Here is a 26,085-nt window from a genome sequence, read left to right as displayed (position 1 = left end):
CGACGATCATGGACCCGGTCTACGGCTACCAGGTCACCAACGTCGAGGCGTCGATGTCGTCGCCGTCCTCGCTGCTGCACTGGACCCGCCGCATGATCGAGATCCGCAAGCAGAACCCCGCCTTCGGACTGGGGTCCTACAACGAGCTGCAGTCCACCAACCCGGCTGTGCTCGCCTTTCTGCGCGAGTACGAGGACGACCTCGTGCTCTGCGTCCACAACTTCTCCCGTTTCGCCCAGCCCACGGAGCTGGACCTGAGCCGGTTCGGCGGGCGGCACCCGGTCGAGCTGTTCGGCGGCGTCCGCTTCCCGGCGATCGGCGAACTGCCGTACCTGCTCACCCTCGCGGGGCACGGCTTCTACTGGTTCCGGCTGCGGAGGGAATCGGCCTAGTCCCCTGGGGTGGGGCGGTTTCCACCGCCCCACCCGGGGCACGCATCAGTGACACCCCGACGACCCCGGGGAAAGGACGTGACGCCCATGGCGGAAACGGTCAGCTCTTCCAGTACCACCACTCCTCTCCTCGCCTCGCTCGACCCCTTGTTGCGCGAGTGGCTGCCGAGGCAGCGCTGGTTCGCCGGCAAGGGCCGCCCGGTCACCGGGTTCACCCCCGTGGCCGTCACCGAACTGCTGCCGCCCGACGGCCGGCTGGGCCTGTACCACCTGCTGCTGCGCGTCCACCAGCCGTCCGCGCTGGGCGCCGAGCCCCACCCGGGCGACTGCTACCAGCTGCTCATAGGCGTGCGCGAGGCGCTGCCGCCCCGGCTGGCGCCCGCGCTGATCGGGCATGTTCAGGACGGGCCGCTCGCCGGACGCACGGTGTACGAGGCCCTGTACGACCCCCGGCCCGCCGAGGTGCTGCTGGAGGCCCTGCGCACGCGGGCCCGCATCGGCGGGCTGCGGTTCGAGCGCGAGCGGCGCCAGGAGATCCGCGAGGGCCTCGTGGCCCGGCTGATGACCGCCGAGCAGTCCAACTCGTCGGTGGTGTACGGCGATACGTTCATCCTGAAACTGCTGCGCCGGGTGGTGCCCGGCGTCAACCCCGACCTGGAGATACCCCTGGCGCTGGCCCGCGAGGGCTGCCCCCGGGTGCCGGCGCCGACGGCCTGGCTGCACGCCGAGATCGACACCGGCTCCTACGTCCTGGCGGTGCTCCAGCCCTTCGTCAGCGGGGCGAGCGACGGCTGGGAGCTGGCGCTGCGCGAGCTGGCCAAGGGGGAGGACTTCGCCGCCGAGGCGCGGGGGCTGGGCCGCGCCACCGCCGAGGTGCACACCGCGCTCGCCCGCGCCCTGCCGACGGTCACCCTCGGTCATATGCAGCTGCAGTCGCTGGCCGACGGGATGACCGAGCGGCTGGCGGCGGCCGTCCAAGCGGTGCCGGCGCTGCGGCCGTACGAGGGCGGACTGCGCTCGGCCTACCGGGCGCTGGCCGGCCTCGCCACCGAGGGCCGCACCTGGACCGCCCAGCGGATCCACGGCGATCTGCACCTGGGCCAGTGCCTGCGCTCCCCGTCCGGGGAGTGGTCGCTGATCGACTTCGAGGGCGAGCCGGCCCGGCCGCCCGCCGAACGGCGGATGCCGCAGCCGCCGGTGCGGGACATCGCGGGGATGCTCCGCTCCTTCGACTACGCGGCCCACTCCGTGACCCCGCCCGCGCCGGACTGGGCGCGGGTGTGCCGGGCCGCCTACTGCTCCGGGTACGCGGACGTCGCCGGCCGCGATCCGCGCACCGATCCGGTGCTGCTGCGGGCCTATGAGACCGACAAGGCGGTCTACGAGACCGTCTACGAGGCCCGGCACCGCCCCGACTGGCTGCCCGTACCGCTCTCGGCGATCCGTCGCCTCGCCGCGTGAAGACCCAGGAGGCTCGTCCGTGACCCCGAAGGGCAAGAAGCACACCAGGACCAGGGAGAAGACGGTGCCCCGGCAGAAGGCGCCGGCGCACGAGCGTCCGGTGGCCGGGGTCTCCCGCGCCGACCGCGAGCGGCTGCTGCACGGCACCCACCACGACCCGCACTCCGTGCTGGGCGCCCATCCGGTGCCCGGAGGCGTGGCCTTCCGGGTGTTCCGGCCGTACGCGCTGTCGGTCACGGTCGTCACCGCCGGTCTGCGGGCCGAGCTGCACGACGACGGCGACGGGTTCTTCTCCGCGCTGGTGCCGTTGGAGGGTGTACCGGAGTACCGGCTGCTGGTGGCGTACGAGGGGAACGTCCTGGACACCGAGGACCCCTACCGCTTCCTGCCCACCCTCGGCGAGCTGGACCTGCATCTGATCGGCGAGGGCCGGCACGAGCAGCTGTGGCGGGCGCTCGGCGCGCATGTCACGACACGCCAAGGGGTGTCCGGCACGCGGTTCGCGGTGTGGGCGCCGGACGCACGGGGCGTACGGATCGCGGGCGGCTTCAACTTCTGGGACGGGACCGGCTTCCCGATGCGCTCGCTGGGCTCCTCCGGGGTGTGGGAGCTGTTCGTGCCGGGGATCGGCGCGGGCGAGGCGTACAAGTACGAGATCACCCGGCCGGACGGCTCGCGCACCCTGCGCGCCGATCCGCTGGCCCGCCGTACCGAGGCCCCGCCCGCGACGGCGTCGATCGTGCACGTCTCGCAGCACGAGTGGGCCGACGCGGAGTGGATGGCGCACCGGGCCGACACCCCGGTGCACGACGCGCCCTTCTCCGTCTACGAGGTGCATCTGCCCTCCTGGCGGCCGGGTCTCACCTACCGGCAGCTCGCCGAACAACTGCCCGCGTACGTACGGGAGATGGGCTTCACCCATGTGGAGCTGATGCCGGTCGCCGAGCACCCCTTCGGCGGTTCCTGGGGCTACCAGGTCACCGGTTTCTACGCCCCGACGGCCCGGCTCGGCACCCCGGACGACTTCAAGTACCTGGTGGACAGGCTGCACCAGGCCGGCATCGGTGTGCTGATGGACTGGGTGCCGGCGCACTTCCCGCGCGACGACTGGGCGCTGGCCGAGTTCGACGGGCGCCCGCTGTACGAGCACCACGATCCGCTGCGGGCCGCCCATCCGGACTGGGGCACCCTGGAGTTCGACTTCGGCCGCCGGGAGGTGCGCAACTTCCTGGTGGCGAACGCCGTGTACTGGTGCGAGGAGTTCCACATCGACGGCCTGCGGGTGGACGCCGTCGCCTCCATGCTCTACCTGGACTACTCGCGCGAGCCGGGCCAGTGGACGCCGAACGAGCACGGCGGCCGGGAGAACCTGGACGCGGTGGCGTTCCTGCAGGAGATGAACGCCACGGTGTACCGGCGCTGCCCGGGTGTGGTGACCATCGCCGAGGAGTCGACGGCCTGGGACGGCGTCACCCGCCCCACCCACCACAAGGGCCCGAGCGGCTTCGGCGGGCTCGGCTTCGGCCTGAAGTGGAACATGGGCTGGATGCACGACTCCCTGGCGTACATGGGCCACGAGCCGGTGCACCGCAGGTACCACCACCACGAGATGACCTTCTCGATGGTGTACGCCTACAGCGAGAACTACGTCCTGCCGATCTCCCACGACGAGGTCGTGCACGGCAAGCGGTCCCTGGTGTCGAAGATGCCGGGCGACTGGTGGCAGCAGCGGGCCGACCAGCGCGCGTACCTGGGCTTCATGTGGGCCCACCCCGGCAAGCAACTTCTGTTCATGGGGCAGGAGTTCGCGCAGGGAGCCGAGTGGTCGGAGGCGCACGGCCCCGACTGGTGGCTGCTCGACCCGTCCTACGGCGCAGAGGCCGACCACCGGGGCGTGCGGGACCTCGTACGGGACCTGAACGCGCTGTACCGGGCGACCCCGGCGCTGTGGCAGCGGGACACCGACCCGGCGGGCTTCCAGTGGATCACCGGGGACGCCGCCGACGACAACGTCTTCGCCTTCCTGCGCCTGGACGCCGACGGCACCCCGCTCCTCGCGGTCTCCCATATGTCCCCGGTGGTCCGGCACGACTACCGGCTCGGGGTCCCCGAGGACGTGCCGGCCTGGCACGAGTCGTTGAACACGGACGCCGCGCGGTACGGCGGCGGCGATGTCACCAACCGCGACGTGATCAAACCGGAGCCGCACGGGTGGCACGGCCGCCCGGCGAGCATCCGGCTGACCCTGCCCCCGCTGGCCACGGTCTGGCTGCGGCCCGCCTGACCGGGTGGCGCGCGCCTTATAGTGCCCCCAGGTCAACTTCGGTGCACCACAGGGGGAACGAGGCACGTGCGACCTTGGAGATCAGTGACCGCCCTGCTGTGCGCCGTGGCCGTCCTCCTGCTGGGCGGCTGCGGCACACGGACGGCCGGAGGCGCCTCCCCCACGCAGACCGGGCCGATCCCGTGGACCACCGCCGAACCCTCCGCGGTCACCGCGGCCCGGCTCGGCGCCGACCACCGCACACTGAGCATCGAGGCGCGCGTGCCCAGCGGCGAGCGCCCCTGCGTGCGGGACTTCAAGGCGGTGGACACCGACGCCGAGTACGGCAGCGTGCCGGGCCGGGTCCATGTCCAGATCACCTTCAACTCCCCGCACGGCGACGGGCGGTCGGGATGCACCAAGGAGAGGACGGCCACGGCCCGGGTACGGCTGCCCGAGCCGCTGGGCGAGCGCGAGCTGGTGGTGGACGACGACACGGTCTTCACCGCCGACGGGGCCGAGCCGCCCGCGCTGCGGCTGTGCGGACGGCTCGGCTGCCACCCGCCGGCCACCGGCTGCACCACCGCCTCCTACGAACAGGCGATGATCGCCGTCGGCGCGCCCATGCACTCCTACCGCGACGCCGAGCACTGCGACGGCACATGGCTGGTGCTGGACTTCTCCTGGCGCACCGGACCGGCGTGCGACGCCGACGACAAGGCCCCTGCCTGCGCGTCCCGCCTCGGCGACCGCTCCTTCTTCCGGGCGGAGCGCTCCGGCTGGAAGCCGTTCTTCGAGAGTGCGGCGGGCGGCTGTACGGCGGTGCAGCGCAGGGAACCGGCCTTCCCGACCGCGCTGTGCGCGTCGCTGAAGCCCCTGTCCTCCTCGCTGCACCCGAGCTACCCACCGCCGTCGCCCGGCGGGACGCCCGGCGGGAGTCCCGCTACGGCCCGGTGACGCCCGCGGCCAGCGCCTGCGGCAGCCCGTCCGTGTACAGCACCCCGAGCCGCTGCGTCGCCCGCGTCAGGGCGACGTACAGATCGCTCGTGCCGTACGCGCCCGGCTCCACCACCAGCACCGAGTCGAATTCGAGCCCCTTGGCCTGGCGGGGGTCGAGCAGCACGACCGTATGCGTCAGATCGGGCTCGGCGCCCGCCGTGACGCCGTCCAGCCGGGCGGCCAGACAGCGGTGCAGCGGGCGCGGCGCGATGACCGCCAGCCGCCCCTCGGCCGGGGTGAGCTCGGCGACCGCCTTGGCCACGGCCTCGGGCAGGTCACCGTCGGCCCGCCGCACCCACGGTCGTACCCCGGTCGACCGGACCGAGCTCGGCGGCTCGAAGTCCGGGTTCTCGGCGCGGACCACGGCCGCGGCCAGCTCCATGATCTCGGCCGGGGTGCGGTAGTTCACGCCGAGCCGGGTGTGCTCCCAGCGGTCCTCCACATAGGGGGCGAGGATGTCCGCCCAGGAGCCGACACCGGCCGCCTCGGCGGTCTGGGCGGGGTCGCCGACCAGGGTCATCGAGCGGGTCGGGCTGCGCCGCATCAGCAGCCGCCAGGCCATCGGCGACAGCTCCTGCGCCTCGTCCACGATGATGTGCCCGAACGCCCAGGTCCGGTTGGCCGCGGCGCGCTCGGCGGCGCTGCGGTGGTCCGCCTCCTCGTGCCGCTCGGCGAACCGCTCGGCGTCGATGATGTCGTGCGCGGACAGCACCTCGGACGCGTCCGGGTCACCGTCCTCCTTGTCCTCGAACTCGTACGTCCGGGAGGCGTACGACACGTCCAGCACACCCTGCGCGTAGGCGATCTGGGTCTCTCGCGCGCGCTCGGCACGCGCCCGCGCCCACCGGTCGTCCACGCCCAGGAGTTCGGCCGCCTCGTCGAGGAGGGGGACGTCGGCGACGGTCCAGGCGCGGGTCACCCGGCGCCGGACGGCGGCCGCGTCCTCCTCGCTCAGATAGCCGTCGGGTTCGGCGAGGAAGTCGGCGACCAGCCGCTGCGGGGTGATCCGCGGCCACAGCTGGTCGATGGCGTGCCACACCTCGGGGTTCTCGGCGAGTTCGTCCCGGATCTGGGTGATGTCGGAGGCGTCGAGCAGGCTGCTGCCGTCGTACGGGTCGGTGCCGACGCGTTCGGCGTACAGCTCGGTGAGGGTGTTGAGGATGTGGCCCTCGAAGTACTCGCGGGCGGCGTTGTGCGGCAGCTTGGCGGCGCGGGTGCGCTCACGGGCGACGGAGACCAGACCGTCGTCGAGCATCAGCACCTCGCGGTCGTGCCCGATCGCGATCACCGGGTCCGGCAGCGCCTGCCGGTCGCGTACGGCGGCGGCGAGCACGTCGGCCATGCCGGCGCGGCCCTTCACGGCGGCCGCCTGCGGGGTGTCGGTCGCGGTCGCCTTCACCCCGGGGAACAGCTCGCCGACCGTGGCCAGCAGCACCCCGGTCTCGCCGAGGGAGGGCAGTACCTCGCCGATGTAGCCGAGGAAGGCCGGGTTGGGGCCGACGATCAGGACGGCCCGGCGGGCCAGCAGCTCGCGGTACTCGTAGAGGAGGTAGGCGGCGCGGTGCAGCGCCACCGCGGTCTTGCCGGTGCCGGGCCCGCCCTCGACCACCAGCACCCCGCGGTACGGCGCCCGGATGATCTCGTCCTGCTCGGCCTGGATGGTCTGCACGATGTCGCTCATGCGGCCGGTGCGCGCCGAGTTCAGCGCGGCCAGCAGCACGGCGTCCCCGTTGTGGTCCTCGTACCCGGTGCGGGTGGCGTCACCGAGGTCGAGGATCTCGTCGTGCAGGGAGCTCACGGTCCGGCCCTCGGTGCTGATGTGCCGGCGGCGGCGCAGGCCCATCGGGGTGTGACCGGTGGCCAGGTAGAAGGGGCGGGCGACGTCGGCCCGCCAGTCGATGAGGACGGGGGTGCGCTCGGCGTCGTCCTCGCGCAGCCCGATCCGGCCGATGTGGTGGGCGGTGCCGTCGGCCAGGTCGATCCGGCCGAAGCAGAGCGAGCCGTCCACGGCGTTCAGCGCGGCGAGCAGCCCCGAGCGCTCGGCGACCAGGATGTCCCGCTCCAGCCGGGCCTGCATGGGCTTGTCGCCCTGGGCGAGCGCGTCCTCGACCGAGGTCTCGGTCTCGCCGCGCAGGACGTCCACGCGCGCGTACAGTCCGTCGATGAATTCCTGCTCGCGGCGCAATTCATCGTCAGGAAATTCGCTGTTCGGCAAGTCCCTGTTTGACAATTCCACTCCCGCCCGGATATACTCTGCTCAGTGAACTTCTCCGCGACCCATTTCACGGAAGTCGCGAATCACTGAATATACGCAGAGAAATCCCCCGAGCGCAATTGCTCAGGGGATTTTTTTCGTGGGCGGCCGTGCTGTGCGGCGCTTTACAGCACGTCGGCCAGCTCCTCCATGAGGCGCCGCTTGGGCCGCGCCCCCACCATGGACCGCACCGGCTCACCGTCCCGGAAGACCATCAGGGTCGGCGTGGACAGCACCCCGTAGGCGACCGTCGTCTCCGGATTGCGGTCGACGTCGATCTGTACGATCCTCAGCCGGTCGGCCTCCTCGGAGGCGATGTCCTTCAGCACCGGCGCGAGCTGCCGGCACGGGCCGCACCAGTCGGCCGTGAACTGCACCAGCACCGGAAGGCCGGCGCCGATCACCTCCGCCGCGAAGTCGGCATCCGTCACTTCGTCCAGTCCGCTCACCAAGCTCATCGCGAAAGCCCTCCCAGCTCGCATGCGGGCTCCGGGCCCCCCGGAACCAGCGCCTCGACGGCCAGCGCGTCCCGGGCCAGCTCGGCCCGCCGCAGTTGCCCGGCGACCGTCTCCCGCACCGCCGACAGCTGCCCGATCAGCCCGTCAAGCTCCGCCAGCTTGCGCCGGTAGACCTGCAGCGAGGCCGGGCAGGAGTCGCCCTCCGGATGCCCGGCGCGCAGACACTCCACGAAGGGCCGTGTCTCCTCCAGCTCGAAGCCGAAGTCCTGCAGTGTCCGGATCTGCTCCAGCAGCCTGAGGTCGCTCTCGTCGTAGGTGCGGTGTCCCTTGTCGTCGCGCCGGGCGGGCAGCAGCCCCCGTGCCTCGTAGTAGCGCAGGGTGCGGGTGGTGGTCCCGGCCCGTGCGGCCAGCTCGCCGATTCGCATGCCTACGACCGTACGGGTTGACGTCGGCGTCAAGGCAAGGCGGGCGGCAGGAGCGGTTTGTCGCGCACGGGTGAGCACAGCACGATCGAGGTCGTCGTACGGCCCGGCGCCGAGGTCTGCGCCTGGCTGTCCTCCCTCTCCCCCACCGTGATCCCGATCCCGGGCGCGAGCCGTCCGCAGACCATCCGGGACGCGGCGGCCTCGGAGCTCACACCGACGGCGGCGGCGCTGCCGCGGCTCACCGAGACCGCGCGGGCTCCGTAGCTCGAACACCGCTCAGCGGCAGGGCGCGTCGAGGTCCTCGGCGCGGCGTGGTGGCGGGCCGGCGGCGATGTCCGCGAGGACGGCACTCGGGCGGGCGGTCCAGTCCCGCTCGGGCCAGAGGGCCTCGCTGGGGCCGTAGCCGAAGACGTCGTACGCCTCGATCAGACGGTCACCCCCGCCGACTCCTCCACCTCCATCAGGGAGGCGCTGTGCCGTTCCTCCTCGAAGGCCTTGCGGCCGCCGCGCAGGCCGAACAGGCGCTTGGCGAGGGCGATGTAGAGGACCGCGAGGATGTTGAGGACGAGGGTGGCGATCTTCAGGTAGCTGACCTTCTCGGTGAGTTCGTAGATCTCCAGGGGGAGGAAGGCGGCGGTCGCGACCACCGTCAGGTACTCCGCCCAGCGCTTGGCGTACCAGAGGCCGACCGCCTCGACCAGCTCGATCAGGGCGTAGGCCAGGAGCAGGGCGGCGACCAGCAGCAGCGTGGAGTGCTTGTAGCCGAACGCCTTCTGGATGGAGCCGACGACCGGGGAGTGGTCGAGGTCGTAGTGGAAGTGGCGGAAGACCGGGCGGAAGACGTCCAGGTACTCGTTGAACAGGCGCCGCACCGCGTATTGGCTGTTGCTGAACTTCCAGACGGCCACCGCGACCGCCACGATGAACACCCCGCGCACGGCCCGCTCGATCGCCAGGAAGCGCAGGATGAACAGGTCACGGAGGACCTTCCCGCGCGGCACCAGCGGGGCGTCCCCGGCCGGGCCCGAACCGTGCGGCTCCCCGAGCACGAAGTCACCGCAGCGCAGACAGCGCCACGCCTCCCCGAGCGCGGTCTCGGCGTGCAGCCGGATCCGCAGCCGGGGGTCGTCGGGCGCGTAGGTCACATGCCCCTTGCGCGCGCAGGTCCGCCGGTCCCAGTCGATCTTCATCCCCCGTGCCTCCAAAGCCGTACTGACTCACATGTACTGACGCCACGCACGAACGTGCCGTTCCGGTTGGTCCGGAGCGGCACGTTAGCGGATGAGGGTGCGCAGCGGTCAGTCGGCGGCGCTGCCCACCAGTTCCTTCTCCTCGGTCTTCACCTCCGGTGCGGTGGCTTCACGGCGCGGCAGCAGGAGCGCCACGAGAACCGTGCCGATGCCGAGGATCACCGCGCCGACCATGCTGGTGTGTGCGACGGCGGAGGAGAAGGAGGAGCCGACGGCGTCGGCCATCTGCCGGGCGCCGGAGGCGAGTTCGGTGGCCTGCTGCTTGAGCTGTGCCGCTTGGTGGGGGTCCTTGGCGTGGGCCGCCCGGGCCGCCAGCGCGTGCGCCTTGTCGCCGATGCCCCGCGCCACCGCGTACCCGGCGCCGACCGAGTCCCGCGCGGTGTCCAGGGCGCTCGCCGGGAGCTTGCTGCCCGCGGTGGCGTCGCCGAGGTGGTTGCCGTACGACGTGGCGAGCAGCGAGCCGAGGATCGCGATGCCGAGGGAGCCGCCGAGTTCCAGCGAGGTGTCGTTGACCGCGCCGCCGACGCCCAGCTCGGACTCGGGGAAGGCGCCCATGATCGCGTCGGTGCAGGGCGAGAGGGCGAGGCCGATGGCGAGGCCGAGGACGATCAGGGGGGCCAGGAAGTCGCCGTACGTCGACCCCGCGTCGACACGGGTCAGCAGCGCCAGAGCCGTCGTACCGCCGACCATGCCCGCCGTGACGGTCCACTTCATGCCGACGCGCGGGGTGAGCCAGCCGGTCAGCGCCGAGCCGACGAAGACCGCGCCGGCCAGCGGCAGCATGCGGACGCCGGTCTCCAGGGCGTCGTAGCCGAGGACGAACTGCAGGTGCTGGGTGAGGTAGTAGAAGGCGCCGAAGACGGCGAGGAAGAACAGGGCGACGGCCAGGTTGGAGCCGGCGAAGCGGCGGGCGGTGAAGCGGCGCACGTCGAGGATCGGGCGGGGGTGACGCAGTTCCCAGGCGACGAAGGCGACCAGACCGAGGCCCGCGATCACCGCGGCCGTGATCGCCTTGGCGCCCCAGCCGAAGTGCGGGCCCTCGATGATCATGTAGACCAGCGAGCCGGTCCAGATCACCGACAGCAGTCCGCCGACGTAGTCGATGCGGTCGTGGTGGCCCGCCTTGGACGGCGGGACCAGGACGAAGGCGGCGACGAGCGCGACGGCCGCGATGGGCACGTTGATCAGGAAGGTCGAGGACCAGCCGTGGTCGCGCAGCAGGGCGCCGGCGACGACCGGTCCTGCGGCGATGGCGAGGCCGGCGGTCGCCGTCCACAGGGTGATCGCCTTGGCGCGCTCGGCGCGCGGGAAGGTCGCGGCGAGCAGGGAGAGCGTGGCGGGCATGATCAGCGCCGCCCCGACGCCCATCACGGCGCGGGCCGCGATGACGGTCGCCGCGCTGTCGGCGAGGTACCCGAAGACGGCCCCGCCGCCGAAGACGACGAGTCCGAGGACGAGCGCGCCGCGCCGGCTGTACTTGTCGCCGATGGCGCCGAGCAGCAGCATCAGCGCCGCGTAGGGGACGGTGTAGCCGTCGATCACCCACTGCAGGTCGGCGCTGGTCAGCCCGAGGTCCTTCGTCATGTCGGGCGCGGCGACCGTGAGGGCGGTGTTCGCCATCACGATGATCAGCAGGCTCAGGCAGAGCACGAGCAGTGCCCACCAGCGGCGGGCGTAGGGGCGCTCCATCTTCTCGACCGGTTCGGTCATGACGAGTCGCATGGCAGGGGTCGCCTTCCTCGATCGCGACGAGATTTGCACAGTGACGTGCAATTGCACAGCACTGTGCAATGTACGCCGCTGCACATCGGTGTGCAAGTCGATGAAGGGCGTGCACAATGACAGCCATGACCACGGGTAACACCAGCCGCGCCGACGCCAACCGGCGCCGCATCCTCGACGTCGCCCTCGCCGAACTGCTGCGCGACCCCGACGCCTCCATGGACCAGATCGCGCGCGCCGCGGGAGTCGTACGACGGACGGTGTACGGCCATTTCCCCAGCCGTGAGGCGCTCATCAGCACCCTCGTCGACGGCGCCGTGGCGGCACTGGCGGACGCGGACGCCCGCGCCCGTGACGATGCGCAGGACCCGGCGGAGGCTGTGGCCCGCTCGGTGCTCGCCATCTGGGAGATCGCCGACCGCTACCGGCTGCTGATCGCCCTGGCCCAGCGCACAGTCACCGTCCAGGGCATCCGCGAACGTCTGGCCCCCGTGCGCGCGGGCAAGATCCGACTGCTCCAACAGGGCCTGGACGAGGGCGTGTTCAACTCACCGCTGCCGGCGCCGGCGCTGGCCTACGTGCACGAGCAGATGCTCTTCGCGGTGATGGAGGCGGTGAACGACGGCCTCCTGACGGCACAGGAGGCGGGCCGCTCGGCCACGGTCACGGTGCTGACCGCGGCGGGCGTGCCCGCCTCGAGGGCCACCGAGCTGGTGGCCAGGGTGAACGAGGAGAAACGGAAGAAGCCGGGCGGCTGAGGTACGGACACTCAGCCGCCCGGCGGCGGTTCCGGATGCCCGGCCCGGGTTCAGGCGGGGCCGGACATCCGGAGTCTCTTTCCGCGGATCAGGCCTTGACCAGCCCCTCCTCCCGAGGCTCAGGAACCTCGGTGACCGTCGCCCGCCCCTCATCCATCAACGTGGTCTCATCGAACGGCAGTTCCCCGGAAAGAACCTGCCGCACCCGCTCCTTGTCGATCTCCTTCGTCCACGTGCCCACCAGCACCGTGGCGACCGCGTTGCCCGCGAAGTTCGTCAGCGCGCGCGCCTCGCTCATGAACCGGTCGATACCGACGATCAGTCCGACCCCGTCGACCAGCGCGGGCTTGTGCGACTGCAGACCGCCGGCCAGGGTCGCGAGACCGGCGCCGCTCACGCCCGCCGCGCCCTTGGACGCCAGCAGCAGGAACAGCAGCAACGGGATCTGCTCACCGACGGACATCGGCGTACCCAGGGCGTCCGCGATGTACAGCGAGGCCATGGTCATGTAGATCATCGTGCCGTCGAGGTTGAAGGAGTAACCGGTCGGCACGGTGATACCGACGACCGGCTTGCTGACGCCCAGGTGCTCCATCTTCGCGATCAGCCGCGGCAGCGCGGACTCGGAGGAGGAGGTGGACAGGATCAGCAGAAACTCCCGCGCCAGGTACTTGAAGAGGGAGAAGACGTTCAGACCCGCGACGACGCGCAGGATCGCGCCGAGCACCACGAAGACGAACAGCACGCAGGTGACGTAGAACCCGAGCATCAGCACGGCGAGGCTCTTCAGCGCGTCCAGCCCTGCCGAGCCCACCACCGCGGCGATGGCCCCGAACGCACCGATCGGCGCGGCCCACATGACCATCGACAGGATGCGGAAGACGAGCCGCTGGATGTGCTCGATGCCGCGCAGCACCGGCTGTCCGGCCGAGCCCATGGCCTGCAGCGCGAACCCGGCGAGCAGGGCCACCAGCAGCGTCTGGAGGACCTGGCCCTCGGTGAAGGCGGAGACGAACGTGGTCGGGATGATCGACAGCACGAAGTCGACGGGCGGCAGGGCGTCGCTGGACACCTGGGCGTGCCCGGTCGCCTTGAGCGCGTTCGTCAGGTGCAGTCCGTCACCGGGGTGCAGCACATTGCCGACGACGAGCCCGATGGCGAGCGCGACCAGCGACATGACCAGGAAGTAACCGAGGGCGATACCGCCCACGGCCCCCACCTTCGCGGCCTTCCGCACCGACCCGATCCCGAGCACGATCGTGCAGAAGATGATCGGCGAGATCATCATCTTGATCAGGTTCACGAAACCGGTACCGAGTGGTTTCAGCTGGATCGCGGCGTCGGGCCAGATGAGGCCAACGGCGATGCCGAGGGCGACCGCCACGATGACGGCGATGTACAGGTAGTGGGTCCGGTCCCGCTTCACGCGGGGTGCGGCAGGTGCCGTATCGGGGGTGATGGCGGCCACGACTGCCCTCCTTGACGTCTTCGTCGGCGAACAACCGGCGTGCGGCTCACGTCCGGGCGTTGTTTGGGGAATGCCGTGACTATCTCCCGGCCTGTGAGGGCGGTCACCCTTCCGTTCATTTAGTTCACACTTAACCGGAGAGGCACACTGCTGACATGCGCTTCCCGTCCCTCCCCCGACCTCGCAGTCTCGCGGGCCAGCTGTTCGCCATGCAGGCCGTGCTGATAGCGGTGGTCGTGGCCGGGTACGCGCTGTTCACCTACGTCAGCGACCAGCGGCAGGCCGAGGACGCGGCGGTCCGCCAGGTCACCGCGGTGGCCCGCTCGATCGCGGACGCCCCCTCGGTCCGCGCGGCGATCCACACCTCCCGCCCCTCGGCGGCGCTGGAGCCGTACGCGCTCATGGTCATGCGGGACGCGGACGTCGACTTCGTGACGATCATGAATCCGGCGGGCATCCGCTGGACCCACCCCGACCGGAAACAGATCGGCAAACGTTTCCTCGGCCGTATCGACCCCGCCCTGCACGGCCACACCTTCACCGAGACCTACACCGGCACCCTCGGCCCGTCCGTCCGCGCGGTGACCCCGGTCGAGGAGAACGGGCACGTCATCGGCCTGGTCAGCGCCGGAATCAAGGTGGAGGCGATCAGTGCGCGGGTCCAGGGCCAGGTCACGGCCCTGCTCGGCGTCGCGGGTGCCACCCTGCTGCTCGGCGCCGTCGGCACGTACGTGATCAACGCCCGCCTGCGCCGCCACACCCACGGCATGAACGCCACCGAGCTGAGCCGGATGCACGACTACCACCAGGCGGCGCTGCACGCGGTCCGCGAGGGTCTGCTGATGCTGGACGGGCAGTACAGGGTGGCGCTGATCAACGACGGCGGACGGGAGCTGCTGGGCCTGGGGGCGCCGGACACGCAGCTGATCGGCAGCTCGGTGGCCGAGCTGGGCCTGCCGGCCCCGCTGACCGGCGTGCTGCTGTCCTCCGAGCCGCGGGTGGACGAGGTGCACCTGACGGCGTCCCGGGTGCTGGTGGTGAACACCTCCCCGGTGTCCGGCGGAGAGCGCCGCGGCACGGTCGTCACGCTCCGTGATGTCACCGAACTCCAGTCCCTGATGGGCGAGCTGGACTCGGAGCGGGGCTTCACCCAGGCGCTGCGCTCGCAGGCGCACGAGGCCGCGAACCGCCTGCACACGGTGGTGTCGCTGATCGAGCTGGGCCGGGCCGAGGAGGCCGTGGAGTTCGCCACGGCGGAACTGGAGCTGGCCCAGGCGCTCACCGACCAGGTGGTCGCGGCGGTCGGCGAACCGGTGCTCGCCGCCCTGCTGCTCGGCAAGACGGCCCAGGCCAACGAGCGGGGCGTGGAGCTGGTGGTGTCCCCGGACAGCCGCCTCGACGACAACCTGCTCCCGGAGAGCCTGCCCGCCCGCGACCTGGTGACCATCCTCGGCAACCTGATCGACAACGCGGTGGACGCGGCGCAGGGCAGCGTCCGGGCGCAGGTGACGGTGACGGCGTACGCCTCGGACACCGAGGTGGTCCTGCGGGTGTCCGACACGGGCCCCGGTGTGGACCCGGCCCATGCCGACCTGGTATTCCAGCGGGGGTTCTCGACGAAGCCGGCCGGGCCCGGCGGACGGGGCCTCGGGCTGGCCCTGGTCCGGCAGGCGGTGACCCGCCACGAGGGCACGTTGACGGTGACGGAGTCCGACGAGGACGGCGAGGGCGGAGCGGTGTTCGAGGCACGGTTGCCGCTGCGCACCCCCACGGGTGGCGGCAGATGACGAACGAGCAGCGGCCCATCCGCGTCCTGGTCGTCGAGGACGACCCGGTCGCCGCCGACGCCCATGTGATGTACGTCGGCCGGGTACCGGGATTCGTCGCGGTCGGCAAGGCGCACACGGGTGCGGAGGCGCGTCGCGTCCTGGACCGTACGGCCGTGGACCTCCTGCTCCTCGACCTGCACCTCCCGGACGTGCACGGCCTGCAGTTCGCCCGCTCGCTGCGCGCGGCCGGGCATCACGCGGACGTGATAGCGGTGACGTCGGCGCGGGATCTGGCGGTGGTGCGGGAGGGTGTCTCGCTGGGCGTGGTCCAGTACGTCCTGAAGCCCTTCACCTTCGCCACGCTCCGGGACCGCCTGGTCCGCTACGCCGAGTTCCGTGCGGCGGTGGGCGAGGCGAGCGGCCAGGACGAGGTCGACCGGGCGCTGGGGGCCCTGCGGGCACCGTCGCCCGCTGCACTGCCGAAGGGCTTGAGCGGGCCGACGCTGGAGCGGGTGACGGGGGCCCTGCGGGAGGCGGCGGAAGGACTCACGGCGGCGGCGCTGGCCGAGTCGGTGGGCATCTCCCGGATCACCGCCCGGCGGTACCTGGAGCACCTGGTGGAGACGGGGCGGGCGGCACGGAGTCCGTTGTACGGGCAGGTGGGGCGGCCGGAGTTGGTGTATCGATGGGTGCCGCAGGGGCGGTGAGAGAAGGTTCGGCCCGCCGGACGGTCGGCGACGGCCGTACGTCCTGAGTGACGTCCGGCCGCGCCGTGCGCAGCCGATCCCGTGCAGACTCATTGACCTGACTAGACCATTCCTCTTACCTTCGCACGGCAACCACCTGGCCACTCAGCAGTGCGCCCTCAGGAGGTCATGCCCGTGCGCCCCACCGCCGCCCTCTCCGCCCTCCTCACCGCCGCTCTCGCCGCCGCGACCCTCACCGCCTGCGGCAACGGCTCCGGAAGCAGTCCGAACACGATCAAGGTCTCCTACAAGCAGTCGACCGACAACTCGGTCAAGGTGATGGACACCTATCTCGCCGGGATCAAGAAGGACTTCGAGAAGAAGTACCCCGGCAAGAAGGTCGAGTTCGTGCCCATCAAGGCCCCGGACGCCGACTACTACACCAAGCTGCAGCAGATGCTGCGCTCCCCGAGGACCGCGCCGGACCTCGTCTACGAGGACACCTTCCTCATCAACTCCGACATCACCAGCGGGTACCTGAAGCCCCTGGACCCGTACCTGGCCAAGTGGCCCGACTGGAGTCAGTTCATCGACACCGCGAAAGCGGCCGCGAAGGGCCAGGACGGGAAGACGTACGGCGTTCCGGACGGGACCGACACCCGCGGGCTGTGGTTCGACAAGCGGGTGTTCCGCAAGGCCGGACTCCCGGAGAACTGGCAGCCGAAGAACTGGGCCGACGTCCTCGCCGCCGCCCGGACCATCAAGCAGAAGGTTCCCGGGGTCACCCCGATCAACGTCTACACCGGCAAGCCGGCGGGTGAGCGCTCCACCATGCAGGGATTCGAGATGCTCCTGTACGGCACGGGCGACGGCACCTCCGATCCGCTCTACGACAGCACCACGAAGAAGTGGATCACGGCCGGCCAGGGCTTCCGGGACTCGCTGAGGTTCGTCGAGACCGTCTACAAGGAGAAGCTCGGACCCGACGTCTCCGACGCCCTCGACCCCAACTACGCCACCACCGTCAACGGCGAGCTCCTCCCCCAGGGCAAGCTCGGCATCGACCTCGACGGCTCCTGGCTGCCGCAGGAGTGGCTGCCGGGCAGCGGGCACGAGTGGCCCGACTGGTCGAAGCAGTTGGGGCTGGCCGCCATGCCGACCGAAGCCGGGCAGGCCCCGGGCAAGGTGAGCATGTCCGGCGGCTGGACCTGGGCCATCCCGGCCAAGGCCGGCAACCCGGACCTCGCCTTCGACTTCGTCAAGACCCTGCAGACCGAGGCGAACGCCAGGAAGTGGTACATCGCCAACTCGGGGATCTCGGTGCGCAAGGACGTCGCCGCCGACCCCGCCTACGCCACCGCCCAGCCCGGCATCAAGTTCTTCACCGACCTGGTGTCCAGCACGCACTACCGGCCCGCGTATCCGGCGTACCCGAAGGTGTCGACGGCCATCCAGGAGGCCATGGAAAGCGTGACGACCGGCGACCAGTCGGTGGAGAAGGCGGCGAGCGGGTACGACGACACGCTCAAGGACGTGACCGGTGGCCAAGTGGTCGGCAAATGAGGCGCCGGATCGGCCGCGCCCTCCCGCTCACCCCCGCACTCGTCCTGCTCCTGCTCTTCCTCGCCGGGCCGATCGCCTACTGCGTCTGGATCGCCTTCACCGATCTGCAGCTGACCGGTCAGGCGCACTCGTCGTTCGTCGGGTTCGACAACTTCCGGCGTGCCTTTCACGACCCCGCGTTCCTGAACGCCGTCTGGCTGACCCTGGTGTTCACCGTGCTGTCCTCGCTCGTCGGGCAGAACACACTGGGGCTCGCCCTGGCCGCGCTCATGAAACGGGCGTCGAAACCGGTGCGCACGCTCACCGGCGGGGTCGTCGTCACGGCGTGGGTGCTGCCGGAAGTGGTCGCCGGGTTCCTGCTGTACGCCTTCTTCCGGCGCGAGGGAACCCTCAACGCCATCCTGGACCTCCTCCATCTGCCCCGCGAGAACTGGCTGTTCACGTTGCCCATCCTCGCCGTGTCCTTCGCCAACGTCTGGCGGGGCACGGCGTTCTCGATGCTCGTCTACTCCGCCGCGCTGGACGAGATACCCGCCGAGATCACGGAGGCCGCCGAGGTGGACGGGGCCGGCGGATGGCGGCGGATGTGGCACATCACGCTGCCGATGATCCGGCGGTCCATCGGCACCAACCTGATGCTCAACACCCTGCAGACGCTGTCCGTCTTCGGGCTGATCTGGGTCATGACCCGGGGCGGGCCCGGTGACAAGAGCCAGACCCTGCCGCTGTTCATGTACGAACAGGCCTTCCAGAACAGCATGATCGGGTACGCCACCGCGGTCGCCCTGCTTCTGCTGCTCGTCGGGGCGCTGTTCTCGGTGGTCTATCTGCGGCTGCTGCGGACGGAGGTGTGATGGCCCGGAAACGTGCGTCCCGTCGGTTCGCCGCCGACATCTCGCTCCTGCTCGTGGCCGTCGCCTTCGCGCTGCCCCTCGCCTGGGTGGTGCTGTCCTCCGTGGACCCGCACGCGGACCTCAGAGTGAAGATCCCGGACGGTCTCACCTTCGGCAACTTCGATGCCATCCTGACCCCGGACATCACCTACACCCCGCTGCTGAACAGCCTGATCCTGTGCGGCGGCGCCACCGCGCTGACCGTCGCCTGCGCCGCCCTCGCCGCGTATCCGCTCTCCCGGTTCCGCTCGCGGCTCAACCGGCCGTTCCTGCTGTCCATCCTGTTCGCGGCGAGCCTGCCGATCACGGCGATCATGGTGCCGGTGTACGCGCTGTTCGTACGGGTGAACCTGATCGACACCCTGCAGGGCACGATCCTGTTCTTCGCCACCTCCCAACTCCCCTTCGCCATCTGGCTGATGAAGAACTTCATGGACGGGGTACCGAAGGAGCTGGAGGAGGCGGCCTGGACGGACGGGGCGTCCTCGCTGCAGTCCCTGGTCCGGATCGTGCTGCCGCTGATGGGGCCGGGGTTCGCCGTCGTCACGGTGTTCTCGTTCGTGATGATGTGGGGGAACTTCTTCGTCCCGTTCATGCTGCTGCTCACCCCGGACCAGATGCCGGCCTCGGTCAGCATCAACGACTTCTTCGGCAACCGGGGCATGGTGGCGTACGGCCAGCTCGCCGCGTTCTCCGTCATCTACTCCACGCCCGTGATCCTGCTCTACGTCCTGGTCGCACGCCGCTTGGGAGGTGGCTTCGCGCTGGGCGGCGCGGTCAAGGGATGAAGCGGAAGGGTGTTCCGTCCGTTACATACCGAACGGCCGGAACTGTGCGTTCCGCCAATCCCCGATCCTGTCCGAACAGCCCGTAGCCATCCCGTCACAGGACCCCTAGGTTGTGCGAGGTGCGCCAACCCTCAGCTCCCCCCTTCAACGCCCCGGCCGCCCGCCGGCTGCGCGCCGCGCTCGGCATGGGCCCCGAGCACGTCGCCTACGGCATGCGGGCCTCGTACGGGCTGCCGTACGTCACACCCGACCTCGTGATCGCCTGGGAACGCGGCACGGCGGCCCCGAGCCACCCCGAACTCACCGCTCTGGCGGGCGTGCTGTGGTGTTCCCCGGGTGAACTGTTCGGCCGGCCGCAGACCCTGCGCGAGCATCGCGTCGCCCGTGCCGTCGCGCCCGAGGACGTCGCCCGTGCCGTCGGCATGGATGTGCGGTCGTATCTGCGCATGGAGGAGAGCGGTCAGTGGCGGGGCAACGAGCGCCAGTCGGCCGCGCTCGCCCAGGCCCTCGATCTCGCCCTGCCCGACTTCGTCGCCGTCACCGGCCGCGAGGCGAAGCTCGCCGAACTGCTGCACAGCGCGGTGACCACCCGCTGGCAGGCCTATGTGCGGCCGGTACGGAAGCTGGCACCCATGGACAGCGCCGTCCTCGAAGAAGTGCTGCAGGGGCTCTACGAGGACTACCAGGGGCACATGGCCGCCACCCTGAGCTGGGGCGGCGGCAGCACGAGCGCCAGCGACTCCGGCCGGGAGTTCCTCGACCGGATCGTGGAGAACTTCTGGAACTCAGTGGAGGACAGGACGGTCCGGTAGAACGACAGGGCGGCCTAGAAGACCGACTCCGCCTCGTCCATGCGGTCCTTCGGCACCGTCTTCAGCTCGGTGACCGCCTCCGCGAGCGGCACCATCACGATGTCGGTGCCCTTGAGCGCGGTCATCCTGCCGAAGTCGCCGCGGTGCGCGGCCTCCACGGCGTGCCAGCCGAAGCGGGTGGCGAGGACGCGGTCGTAGGCGGTGGGGACGCCGCCGCGCTGGACGTGGCCGAGGATGACCGGCTTGGCCTCCTTGCCGAGGCGCCGCTCCAGCTCGTAGGCCAGCGCGGTGCCGATGCCCTGGAAGCGTTCGTGGCCGTACTGGTCGATCTCGCCCTTGCCGTAGTCCATGGTGCCCTCGGCGGGGTGGGCGCCCTCGGCGACGCAGATGACGGCGAACTTCTTGCCGCGGTCGAAGCGCTCCTCGACCATCTTGACCAGGTCGGCGGGGTCGAAGGGGCGCTCGGGCAGGCAGATGCCGTGGGCGCCGGCGGCCATGCCGGACTCCAGGGCGATCCAGCCGGCGTGCCGGCCCATGACCTCGACGACCATCACCCGCTGATGGGACTCGGCCGTGGTCTTCAGGCGGTCCATCGCCTCGGTCGCGACGCCGACAGCCGTGTCGAAGCCGAAGGTGCGGTCGGTGGAGGAGATGTCGTTGTCGATGGTCTTGGGGACGCCGACGACCGGGAGGCCCGCGTCCGAGAGCATGCGGGCCGCGGTCAGCGTGCCCTCGCCGCCGATCGGGATCAGCGCGTCGATGCCGAACTCCTCGACCATGTCGGCGGCTCCGTCGCACGCCTCGCGCAGCCGGTCCCGCTCCAGCCGGGAGGAGCCGAGGATGGTGCCGCCGCGGGCCAGGATGCCGCTGACGCCGTCCAGGTCGAGGCTGCGGTAGTGCCGGTCGAGCAGACCCCGGTAGCCGTCCTCGAAGCCGATGACCTCGTCGCCGTACTGCGCAACCGCCCGGTGCACGACCGACCGGATCACGGCGTTCAGGCCGGGGCAGTCGCCGCCTGCGGTGAGAACTCCGATGCGCATCGTGCTGTGTCTCCTGCTCGCTGTCGTTACCGGTGAGCCAGTGTCGATTGTTTCACGTCCACCGAGGCGGCGAGGCACTTGACGGGCGCCTTATCCGGCGGCAGGGGTATTGTCAAGAGGGTTCTGCTCACCTCGGTGGGCGATTTTTATGCCGCCGGCGTGACGTTCAAGCCGTACAGACGCGACATTCAAGACGTACAAGTCATCAGACATGAGGAACGGAGTGGCACACGTGACGCGCAGCGTGTACGTGACCGGGATCGACCGCGGTGACGGCCGCCAGGTCGTGGAGCTGGGGGTCATGGAGCTCCTGACCCGGCAGGTCGACCGGGTGGGCGTGTTCCGTCCGCTCGTGCACGACGGCCCCGACCGGCTCTTCGAGCTGCTGCGGGCGCGCTACCGCCTCTCGCAGGATCCGGCGACCGTCTACGGCATGGACTACCACGAGGCGTCCGCGCTCCAGGCCGAGCAGGGCACCGACGAGCTGGTCTCCGCGCTGGTCGACCGCTTCCACCTGGTGGCGCGCGACTACGACGTCGTCCTCGTGCTCGGCACCGACTTCGCCGACACCCAGCTGCCGGACGAGCTGTCGCTGAACGCCCGCCTCGCCAACGAGTTCGGCGCCTCCGTGATCCCGGTGGTCGGCGGCCGCGGGCAGACCACCGAGTCCGTGCTCGCCGAGACCCGCAACGCCTACCGCGCCTACGACGGCCTGGGCTGCGACGTGCTGGCGATGGTCACCAACCGGGTCGCCCGCGAGGACCGCGACGAGATCGCCGAGCGGCTCGCGAACCGGCTGCCGGTGCCCTGCTTCGTCGTCCCGGACGAGCCCGCGCTGTCCGCGCCGACCGTGTCCCAGATCGCCCATGCCCTCGACGCGAGGATCCTGCTCGGCGACGACTCCGGGCTCGCCCGGGACGCCCTCGACTTCGTCTTCGGCGGCGCCATGCTGCCCAACCTGCTGGGCGCCCTGACCCCCGGCTGCCTGGTCGTGACCCCGGGCGACCGCGCCGACCTGGTCGTCGGCTCGCTGGCCGCGCACAGCGCCGGCACCCCGCCGATAGCCGGCGTGCTGCTCACCCTGAACGAGGTGCCGAGCCAGGAGATCCTGACCCTCGCCGCCCGGCTCGCCCCCGGCACCCCGGTGCTCTCCGTGACGGGCAACAGCTTCCCCACCGCCGAGCGGCTGTTCTCCCTGGAGGGCAAGCTGAACGCGGCCACCCCGCGCAAGGCTGAGCGGGCACTCGGCCTGTTCGAGCGGTACGCCGACACCACAGGGCTGGCCGCGCGCGTGAGCGCCCCCAGCAGCGACCGGGTCACTCCGATGATGTTCGAGCACAAGCTGCTGGAGCAGGCCCGCTCCGACAAGCGGCGGGTCGTACTGCCGGAGGGCACCGAGGAGCGGGTGCTGCACGCGTCCGAGGTGCTGCTGCGCCGCGGGGTGTGCGACCTGACCCTGCTCGGCCCCGAGGACCAGATCCGCAAGAAGGCCGCCGACCTCGGCGTCGACCTCGGCGACACCCGGCTGATCGACCCGGCCACCTCCGAACTGCGCGACTCCTTCGCCGAGAAGTACGCGGCGCTGCGCGCCCACAAGGGCGTCACGGTCGAGCTGGCCTACGACGTCGTCTCGGACGTCAACTACTTCGGCACCCTGATGGTCCAGGAGGGTCTGGCCGACGGCATGGTCTCCGGGTCCGTGCACTCCACGGCGGCCACCATCCGCCCGGCCTTCGAGATCATCAAGACAAAGCCCGAGTCGTCGATCGTCTCGTCCGTCTTCTTCATGTGCCTGGCCGACAAGGTGCTGGTCTACGGCGACTGCGCGGTCAACCCGGACCCGAACGCCGAGCAGCTCGCGGACATCGCCGTCCAGTCGGCGACCACGGCCGCGCAGTTCGGCGTGGAGCCCAGGATCGCGATGCTGTCGTACTCCACCGGCACCTCCGGCTCGGGCGCCGACGTCGACAAGGTGCGCGAGGCCACCGAGCTGGCGCGCAGCAGGCGACCGGACCTGAAGATCGAGGGGCCGATCCAGTACGACGCGGCCGTGGAGCCGTCCGTCGCCGCGACCAAACTGCCGGACTCCGATGTCGCCGGGCAGGCAACGGTTCTGATCTTCCCGGACCTCAATACGGGCAACAACACCTACAAGGCCGTGCAGCGCTCGGCCGGCGCGATCGCCGTCGGACCGGTCCTGCAGGGTCTGCGCAAGCCGGTCAACGACCTGTCCCGGGGCGCGCTCGTCCAGGACATCGTGAACACCGTCGCCATCACGGCGATCCAGGCCCAGACATCCGCCAACTGAGTACAGAGAGCTTTCGAATCACCGTGACCGCGACCCGTGTCCTCGTCCTCAACTCCGGCTCCTCGTCGGTGAAGTACCAGCTGCTCGACATGCGCGACGCGAGCCGGCTGGCCGTCGGCCTGGTGGAGCGCATCGGCGAGCAGACCTCCCGGCTGAAGCACACCTGCCTGGCCACCGGCGACACCCGCGAGCACACCGGGCCGATCGCCGACCACGACGCCGCCCTCAAGGCGGTCGCCGAGGAGCTGGGCCGGGACGGCCTGGGGCTCGACTCGCCGGAACTGGCCGCGATCGGGCACCGGGTGGTGCACGGCGGCATGTTCTTCACCGAGCCGACCGTCATCGACGACGAGGTGCTCGGCGAGATCGAGCGGCTGATCCCGGTCGCCCCGCTGCACAACCCGGCCAACCTGACCGGCATCCGCACCGCCCGGGGGCTGCGCCCGGACCTGCCCCAGGTCGCCGTCTTCGACACCGCGTTCCACACGACGATGCCGGAGTCGGCGGCGCGCTACGCGATCGACCCGAAGATCGCCGACCGGCACCGCATCCGCCGCTACGGCTTCCACGGCACCTCGCACGCGTACGTCTCCCGTCGGACCGCACGGCTGCTGGGCAAGGACCCGTCCGAGGTCAATGTGATCGTGCTGCACCTGGGCAACGGCGCCTCGGCCTCCGCGGTGGAGCGGGGCCGGTGCGTGGACACCTCCATGGGGCTCACCCCTTTGGAGGGGCTGGTGATGGGTACGCGCTCCGGTGACGTGGATCCGGCCGTCATCTTCCATTTGGCCCGGGTTGGGGATATGTCCATGGACGAGATCGACACTCTTCTCAACAAGAGGAGCGGCCTGTTCGGTCTGTGCGGGGACAACGACATGCGGGAGATCCGCCGCCGGATCGACGAGGGTGACCAAGAGGCCGCTCTCGCGTTCGACATTTACATTCACCGGATCAAGAAGTACATCGGCGCCTATTACGCCGTGCTCGGGAAGGTGGACGCGGTCGCGTTCACGGCCGGGGTCGGCGAGAACGCGGTGCCCGTGCGGGAGGCGGCGATCGCGGGCCTGGAGAGCCTGGGCCTGGCCGTCGACCCGGAGCTGAACGCGCGGCGCTTCGGCGAGGCCCGGCTGATCTCGCCGGAAGGCGCGCGGGTCGCGGTGGCCGTGGTCCCGACGGATGAAGAACTGGAGATCGCGACGCAGACCTACGCACTGGTCGGAAAGAACAAGTGAATAGCAGCACCTGAGCGGTGCGGCACTCATTTGTATCTTCCGCCAGACGGAATATTCCGTAGCGAAACAAACCGATAGGATCGCCCCATGCGCCGTTCGAAAATCGTCTGTACTCTCGGCCCCGCGGTCGACTCCCACGAGATGCTCGTCGCCATGATCGAGGCGGGCATGAATGTGGCCCGGTTCAACTTCAGCCACGGCACCCACGCCGAGCACCAGGCGCGGTACGACCGCGTCCGGGCCGCGTCCAAGGAGACCGGCCGGCCCATCGGCGTCCTCGCCGACCTGCAGGGCCCGAAGATCCGCCTGGAGACCTTCGCCGAGGGTCCGGTCGAGCTCGAGCGCGGTGACGAGTTCGTCATCACGACCGAGGACGTGCCGGGCGACCGGCACATCTGCGGTACGACGTACAAGGGGCTGCCGGGCGACGTAGCGCGCGGCGACCAGGTCCTGATCAACGACGGCAACGTCGAGCTGAAGGTCCTGGACGTCGAGGGCCCCCGGGTGAAGACGACCGTCATCGAGGGCGGTGTCGTCTCCGACCACAAGGGCATCAACCTGCCCGGCGCGGCCGTCAACGTGCCCGCGCTGAGCGAGAAGGACGTCGAGGACCTGCGCTTCGCCCTCCGCATGGGCTGCGACCTGGTCGCGCTGTCCTTCGTCCGGGACGCCAAGGACGTCCAGGACGTGCACCGCATCATGGACGAGGAGGGCCGCCGGGTCCCGGTCATCGCCAAGGTGGAGAAGCCGCAGGCGGTGGAGAACATGGAGGACGTCGTGATGGCGTTCGACAGTGTGATGGTCGCCCGCGGTGACCTCGCCGTCGAGTACCCGCTCGAGAAGGTCCCCATGGTGCAGAAGCGCCTGATCGAGCTGTGCCGGCGCAACGCCAAGCCGGTGATCGTGGCGACCCAGATGATGGAGTCGATGATCACCAACTCCCGTCCGACCCGCGCCGAGGCCTCCGACGTGGCCAACGCGATCCTGGACGGCGCGGACGCGGTCATGCTGTCGGCCGAGTCCAGCGTGGGCGCGTACCCGGTCGAGACGGTCAAGACGATGTCGAAGATCGTCCAGGCGGCCGAGCAGGAGTTGCTCTCCAAGGGCCTGCAGCCGCTGGTGCCGGGCAAGAAGCCGCGCACCCAGGGCGGTTCGGTGGCCCGCGCGGCCTGCGAGATCGCGGACTTCCTCGGCGGCCGGGGCCTGGTCGCCTTCACCCAGTCCGGTGACACCGCGCGCCGTCTGTCCCGCTACCGCGCGACCCAGCCGATCATCGCCTTCACCACGGACGAGAACACCCGCAACCAGCTCACCCTCAGCTGGGGCGTGGAGCCGCACGTCGTGCCGTTCGTGAACACCACGGACGAGATGGTCGACCTGGTGGACCAGGAGGTCGCGCGGCTCGGCCGCTTCGACGCGGGCGACACGGTCATCATCACCGCCGGCTCGCCCCCCGGCGTCCCCGGCACGACCAACATGCTGCGCGTCCACCACCTCGGTGGCACCCCGAACAACTGACAAGCCCCCCAAGGGCCTTGTACGGC

General features: G+C 70.6%; 22 protein-coding genes. 15 read left to right on the top strand and 7 right to left on the bottom strand.

The window, feature by feature from the left end:
- The 4 genes from SRB17_RS40820 to SRB17_RS40805 form a co-directional block, all read left to right on the top strand.
- A partial coding sequence (locus tag SRB17_RS40820) for an alpha-glucosidase C-terminal domain-containing protein (RefSeq protein WP_194294298.1) occupies positions 1-392 on the top strand: 392 nt, incomplete at its 5' end.
- An 87-nt stretch (positions 393-479) separates the two neighbouring features.
- Entirely contained in the window at positions 480-1,853 is a 1,374-nt protein-coding gene (locus SRB17_RS40815) for a maltokinase N-terminal cap-like domain-containing protein (RefSeq protein ID WP_153546634.1), read from the top strand.
- Positions 1,854-1,872: 19 nt separating this feature from the next.
- Positions 1,873-4,137 (top strand): 1,4-alpha-glucan branching enzyme, encoded by a 2,265-nt coding sequence (gene glgB, locus SRB17_RS40810; protein WP_416237131.1) that lies wholly within the window; start codon positions 1,873-1,875, stop codon positions 4,135-4,137.
- Positions 4,138-4,221: 84 nt separating this feature from the next.
- Complete coding sequence (locus SRB17_RS40805; RefSeq protein ID WP_323377431.1) at positions 4,222-5,073, top strand: hypothetical protein; 852 nt, start codon at positions 4,222-4,224, stop codon at positions 5,071-5,073.
- Here the strand turns inward: SRB17_RS40805 and SRB17_RS40800 are convergent.
- The 3 genes from SRB17_RS40800 to SRB17_RS40790 all read right to left on the bottom strand — a co-directional run bounded on the left by SRB17_RS40800 (position 5,060) and on the right by SRB17_RS40790 (position 8,252).
- A complete protein-coding gene (locus SRB17_RS40800; RefSeq protein ID WP_416237130.1) occupies positions 5,060-7,330 on the bottom strand; it encodes a HelD family protein in 2,271 nt (756 codons plus the stop codon). The two genes, SRB17_RS40805 and SRB17_RS40800, sit on opposite strands and share 14 nt — an antisense overlap.
- Positions 7,331-7,494: 164 nt before the next feature.
- On the bottom strand, positions 7,495-7,827 hold the full coding sequence (gene trxA / locus SRB17_RS40795; RefSeq protein ID WP_153546630.1) for a thioredoxin: 333 nt from the start codon (positions 7,825-7,827) through the stop codon (positions 7,495-7,497).
- A complete protein-coding gene (locus SRB17_RS40790) occupies positions 7,824-8,252 on the bottom strand; it encodes a MerR family transcriptional regulator (protein WP_153546628.1) in 429 nt (142 codons plus the stop codon). Before SRB17_RS40790 ends, trxA begins: the two co-directional genes overlap by 4 nt.
- A gap of 57 nt (positions 8,253-8,309) precedes the next feature.
- Here SRB17_RS40790 and SRB17_RS40785 point away from each other — a divergent pair, with 57 nt between their 5' ends.
- Positions 8,310-8,516 (top strand): hypothetical protein, encoded by a 207-nt coding sequence (locus tag SRB17_RS40785; protein ID WP_323377429.1) that lies wholly within the window; start codon positions 8,310-8,312, stop codon positions 8,514-8,516.
- Between the two features lie 161 nt (positions 8,517-8,677).
- Here the strand turns inward: SRB17_RS40785 and SRB17_RS40780 are convergent, their stop codons facing one another.
- Both SRB17_RS40780 and SRB17_RS40775 read right to left on the bottom strand, forming a co-directional pair.
- Positions 8,678-9,442 carry a DUF2127 domain-containing protein gene (locus SRB17_RS40780; RefSeq protein ID WP_153546626.1) on the bottom strand — a complete coding sequence of 255 codons (765 nt, stop codon included), beginning with the start codon at positions 9,440-9,442 and terminating at the stop codon, positions 8,678-8,680.
- A 108-nt stretch (positions 9,443-9,550) separates the two neighbouring features.
- Complete coding sequence (locus tag SRB17_RS40775; RefSeq protein ID WP_153546624.1) at positions 9,551-11,224, bottom strand: MFS transporter; 1,674 nt, start codon at positions 11,222-11,224, stop codon at positions 9,551-9,553.
- Between the two features lie 116 nt (positions 11,225-11,340).
- On the opposite strand from SRB17_RS40775, the gene SRB17_RS40770 reads away from it, so the two are divergent.
- Positions 11,341-11,982, top strand: a complete 642-nt coding sequence (locus SRB17_RS40770) for a TetR/AcrR family transcriptional regulator (RefSeq protein ID WP_153546622.1) — start codon at positions 11,341-11,343, stop codon at positions 11,980-11,982.
- A gap of 88 nt (positions 11,983-12,070) precedes the next feature.
- On the opposite strand, the gene SRB17_RS40765 is transcribed toward SRB17_RS40770, so the two are convergent.
- A complete protein-coding gene (locus SRB17_RS40765) occupies positions 12,071-13,450 on the bottom strand; it encodes a cation:dicarboxylate symporter family transporter (protein ID WP_323377426.1) in 1,380 nt (459 codons plus the stop codon).
- 155 nt (positions 13,451-13,605) lie between these two features.
- On the opposite strand from SRB17_RS40765, the gene SRB17_RS40760 reads away from it, so the two are divergent.
- The 6 genes from SRB17_RS40760 (at position 13,606) to SRB17_RS40735 (ending at position 19,961) form a co-directional block, all read left to right on the top strand.
- Complete coding sequence (locus SRB17_RS40760) at positions 13,606-15,237, top strand: sensor histidine kinase (RefSeq protein ID WP_153546620.1); 1,632 nt, start codon at positions 13,606-13,608, stop codon at positions 15,235-15,237.
- Complete coding sequence (locus SRB17_RS40755) at positions 15,234-15,926, top strand: response regulator (protein WP_153546618.1); 693 nt, start codon at positions 15,234-15,236, stop codon at positions 15,924-15,926. The genes SRB17_RS40760 and SRB17_RS40755 overlap by 4 nt, the downstream gene beginning before the upstream one ends.
- Positions 15,927-16,094: 168 nt before the next feature.
- Positions 16,095-17,468, top strand: coding sequence for an extracellular solute-binding protein (locus SRB17_RS40750; protein WP_153546616.1), 1,374 nt, complete (start codon positions 16,095-16,097; stop codon positions 17,466-17,468).
- Positions 17,465-18,322 carry a carbohydrate ABC transporter permease gene (locus SRB17_RS40745; RefSeq protein ID WP_153546614.1) on the top strand — a complete coding sequence of 286 codons (858 nt, stop codon included), beginning with the start codon at positions 17,465-17,467 and terminating at the stop codon, positions 18,320-18,322. The genes SRB17_RS40750 and SRB17_RS40745 overlap by 4 nt, the downstream gene beginning before the upstream one ends.
- A complete protein-coding gene (locus SRB17_RS40740; protein ID WP_153546612.1) occupies positions 18,322-19,149 on the top strand; it encodes a carbohydrate ABC transporter permease in 828 nt (275 codons plus the stop codon). The genes SRB17_RS40745 and SRB17_RS40740 overlap by 1 nt, the downstream gene beginning before the upstream one ends.
- 119 nt (positions 19,150-19,268) lie before the next feature.
- Entirely contained in the window at positions 19,269-19,961 is a 693-nt protein-coding gene (locus SRB17_RS40735; protein WP_323377424.1) for an XRE family transcriptional regulator, read from the top strand.
- Positions 19,962-19,975: 14 nt separating this feature from the next.
- Here SRB17_RS40735 and SRB17_RS40730 read toward each other — a convergent pair whose 3' ends face one another.
- Positions 19,976-21,001, bottom strand: coding sequence for an ATP-dependent 6-phosphofructokinase (locus tag SRB17_RS40730; RefSeq protein WP_153546609.1), 1,026 nt, complete (start codon positions 20,999-21,001; stop codon positions 19,976-19,978).
- Between the two features lie 232 nt (positions 21,002-21,233).
- Between SRB17_RS40730 and pta the strand changes: the two genes are divergently transcribed.
- From pta to pyk, 3 genes are all read left to right on the top strand, one after another.
- Complete coding sequence (gene pta / locus SRB17_RS40725) at positions 21,234-23,309, top strand: phosphate acetyltransferase (protein WP_323377422.1); 2,076 nt, start codon at positions 21,234-21,236, stop codon at positions 23,307-23,309.
- Positions 23,310-23,332: 23 nt separating this feature from the next.
- Positions 23,333-24,541, top strand: coding sequence for an acetate kinase (locus tag SRB17_RS40720; RefSeq protein WP_323377421.1), 1,209 nt, complete (start codon positions 23,333-23,335; stop codon positions 24,539-24,541).
- A gap of 87 nt (positions 24,542-24,628) precedes the next feature.
- Complete coding sequence (gene pyk / locus SRB17_RS40715; protein ID WP_153546605.1) at positions 24,629-26,059, top strand: pyruvate kinase; 1,431 nt, start codon at positions 24,629-24,631, stop codon at positions 26,057-26,059.
- Positions 26,060-26,085: the final 26 nt, after the last annotated feature.

It is taken from the genome of Streptomyces sp. RB17 (assembly GCF_009604455.1).
Lineage (GTDB): Bacteria > Actinomycetota > Actinomycetes > Streptomycetales > Streptomycetaceae > Streptomyces.
Note: the sequence above shows the minus strand (reverse complement) of the source record. Positions and strands in the feature narration are given on the sequence as shown.

Coding starts and splice junctions, on each gene's coding strand:
- SRB17_RS40745 (WP_153546614.1), top strand. CDS start 17,465: ATGAGGCGCCGGATCGGCCGCGCCCTCCCGCTCACCCCCGCACTCGTC.
- SRB17_RS40760 (WP_153546620.1), top strand. CDS start 13,606: ATGCGCTTCCCGTCCCTCCCCCGACCTCGCAGTCTCGCGGGCCAGCTG.
- SRB17_RS40790 (WP_153546628.1), bottom strand. CDS start 8,252: ATGCGAATCGGCGAGCTGGCCGCACGGGCCGGGACCACCACCCGCACC.
- SRB17_RS40815 (WP_153546634.1), top strand. CDS start 480: ATGGCGGAAACGGTCAGCTCTTCCAGTACCACCACTCCTCTCCTCGCC.
- trxA (WP_153546630.1), bottom strand. CDS start 7,827: ATGAGCTTGGTGAGCGGACTGGACGAAGTGACGGATGCCGACTTCGCG.
- SRB17_RS40775 (WP_153546624.1), bottom strand. CDS start 11,224: ATGCGACTCGTCATGACCGAACCGGTCGAGAAGATGGAGCGCCCCTAC.
- SRB17_RS40750 (WP_153546616.1), top strand. CDS start 16,095: ATGCCCGTGCGCCCCACCGCCGCCCTCTCCGCCCTCCTCACCGCCGCT.
- SRB17_RS40770 (WP_153546622.1), top strand. CDS start 11,341: ATGACAGCCATGACCACGGGTAACACCAGCCGCGCCGACGCCAACCGG.
- SRB17_RS40740 (WP_153546612.1), top strand. CDS start 18,322: ATGGCCCGGAAACGTGCGTCCCGTCGGTTCGCCGCCGACATCTCGCTC.
- SRB17_RS40730 (WP_153546609.1), bottom strand. CDS start 21,001: ATGCGCATCGGAGTTCTCACCGCAGGCGGCGACTGCCCCGGCCTGAAC.
- pyk (WP_153546605.1), top strand. CDS start 24,629: ATGCGCCGTTCGAAAATCGTCTGTACTCTCGGCCCCGCGGTCGACTCC.
- SRB17_RS40755 (WP_153546618.1), top strand. CDS start 15,234: ATGACGAACGAGCAGCGGCCCATCCGCGTCCTGGTCGTCGAGGACGAC.
- SRB17_RS40780 (WP_153546626.1), bottom strand. CDS start 9,442: ATGAAGATCGACTGGGACCGGCGGACCTGCGCGCGCAAGGGGCATGTG.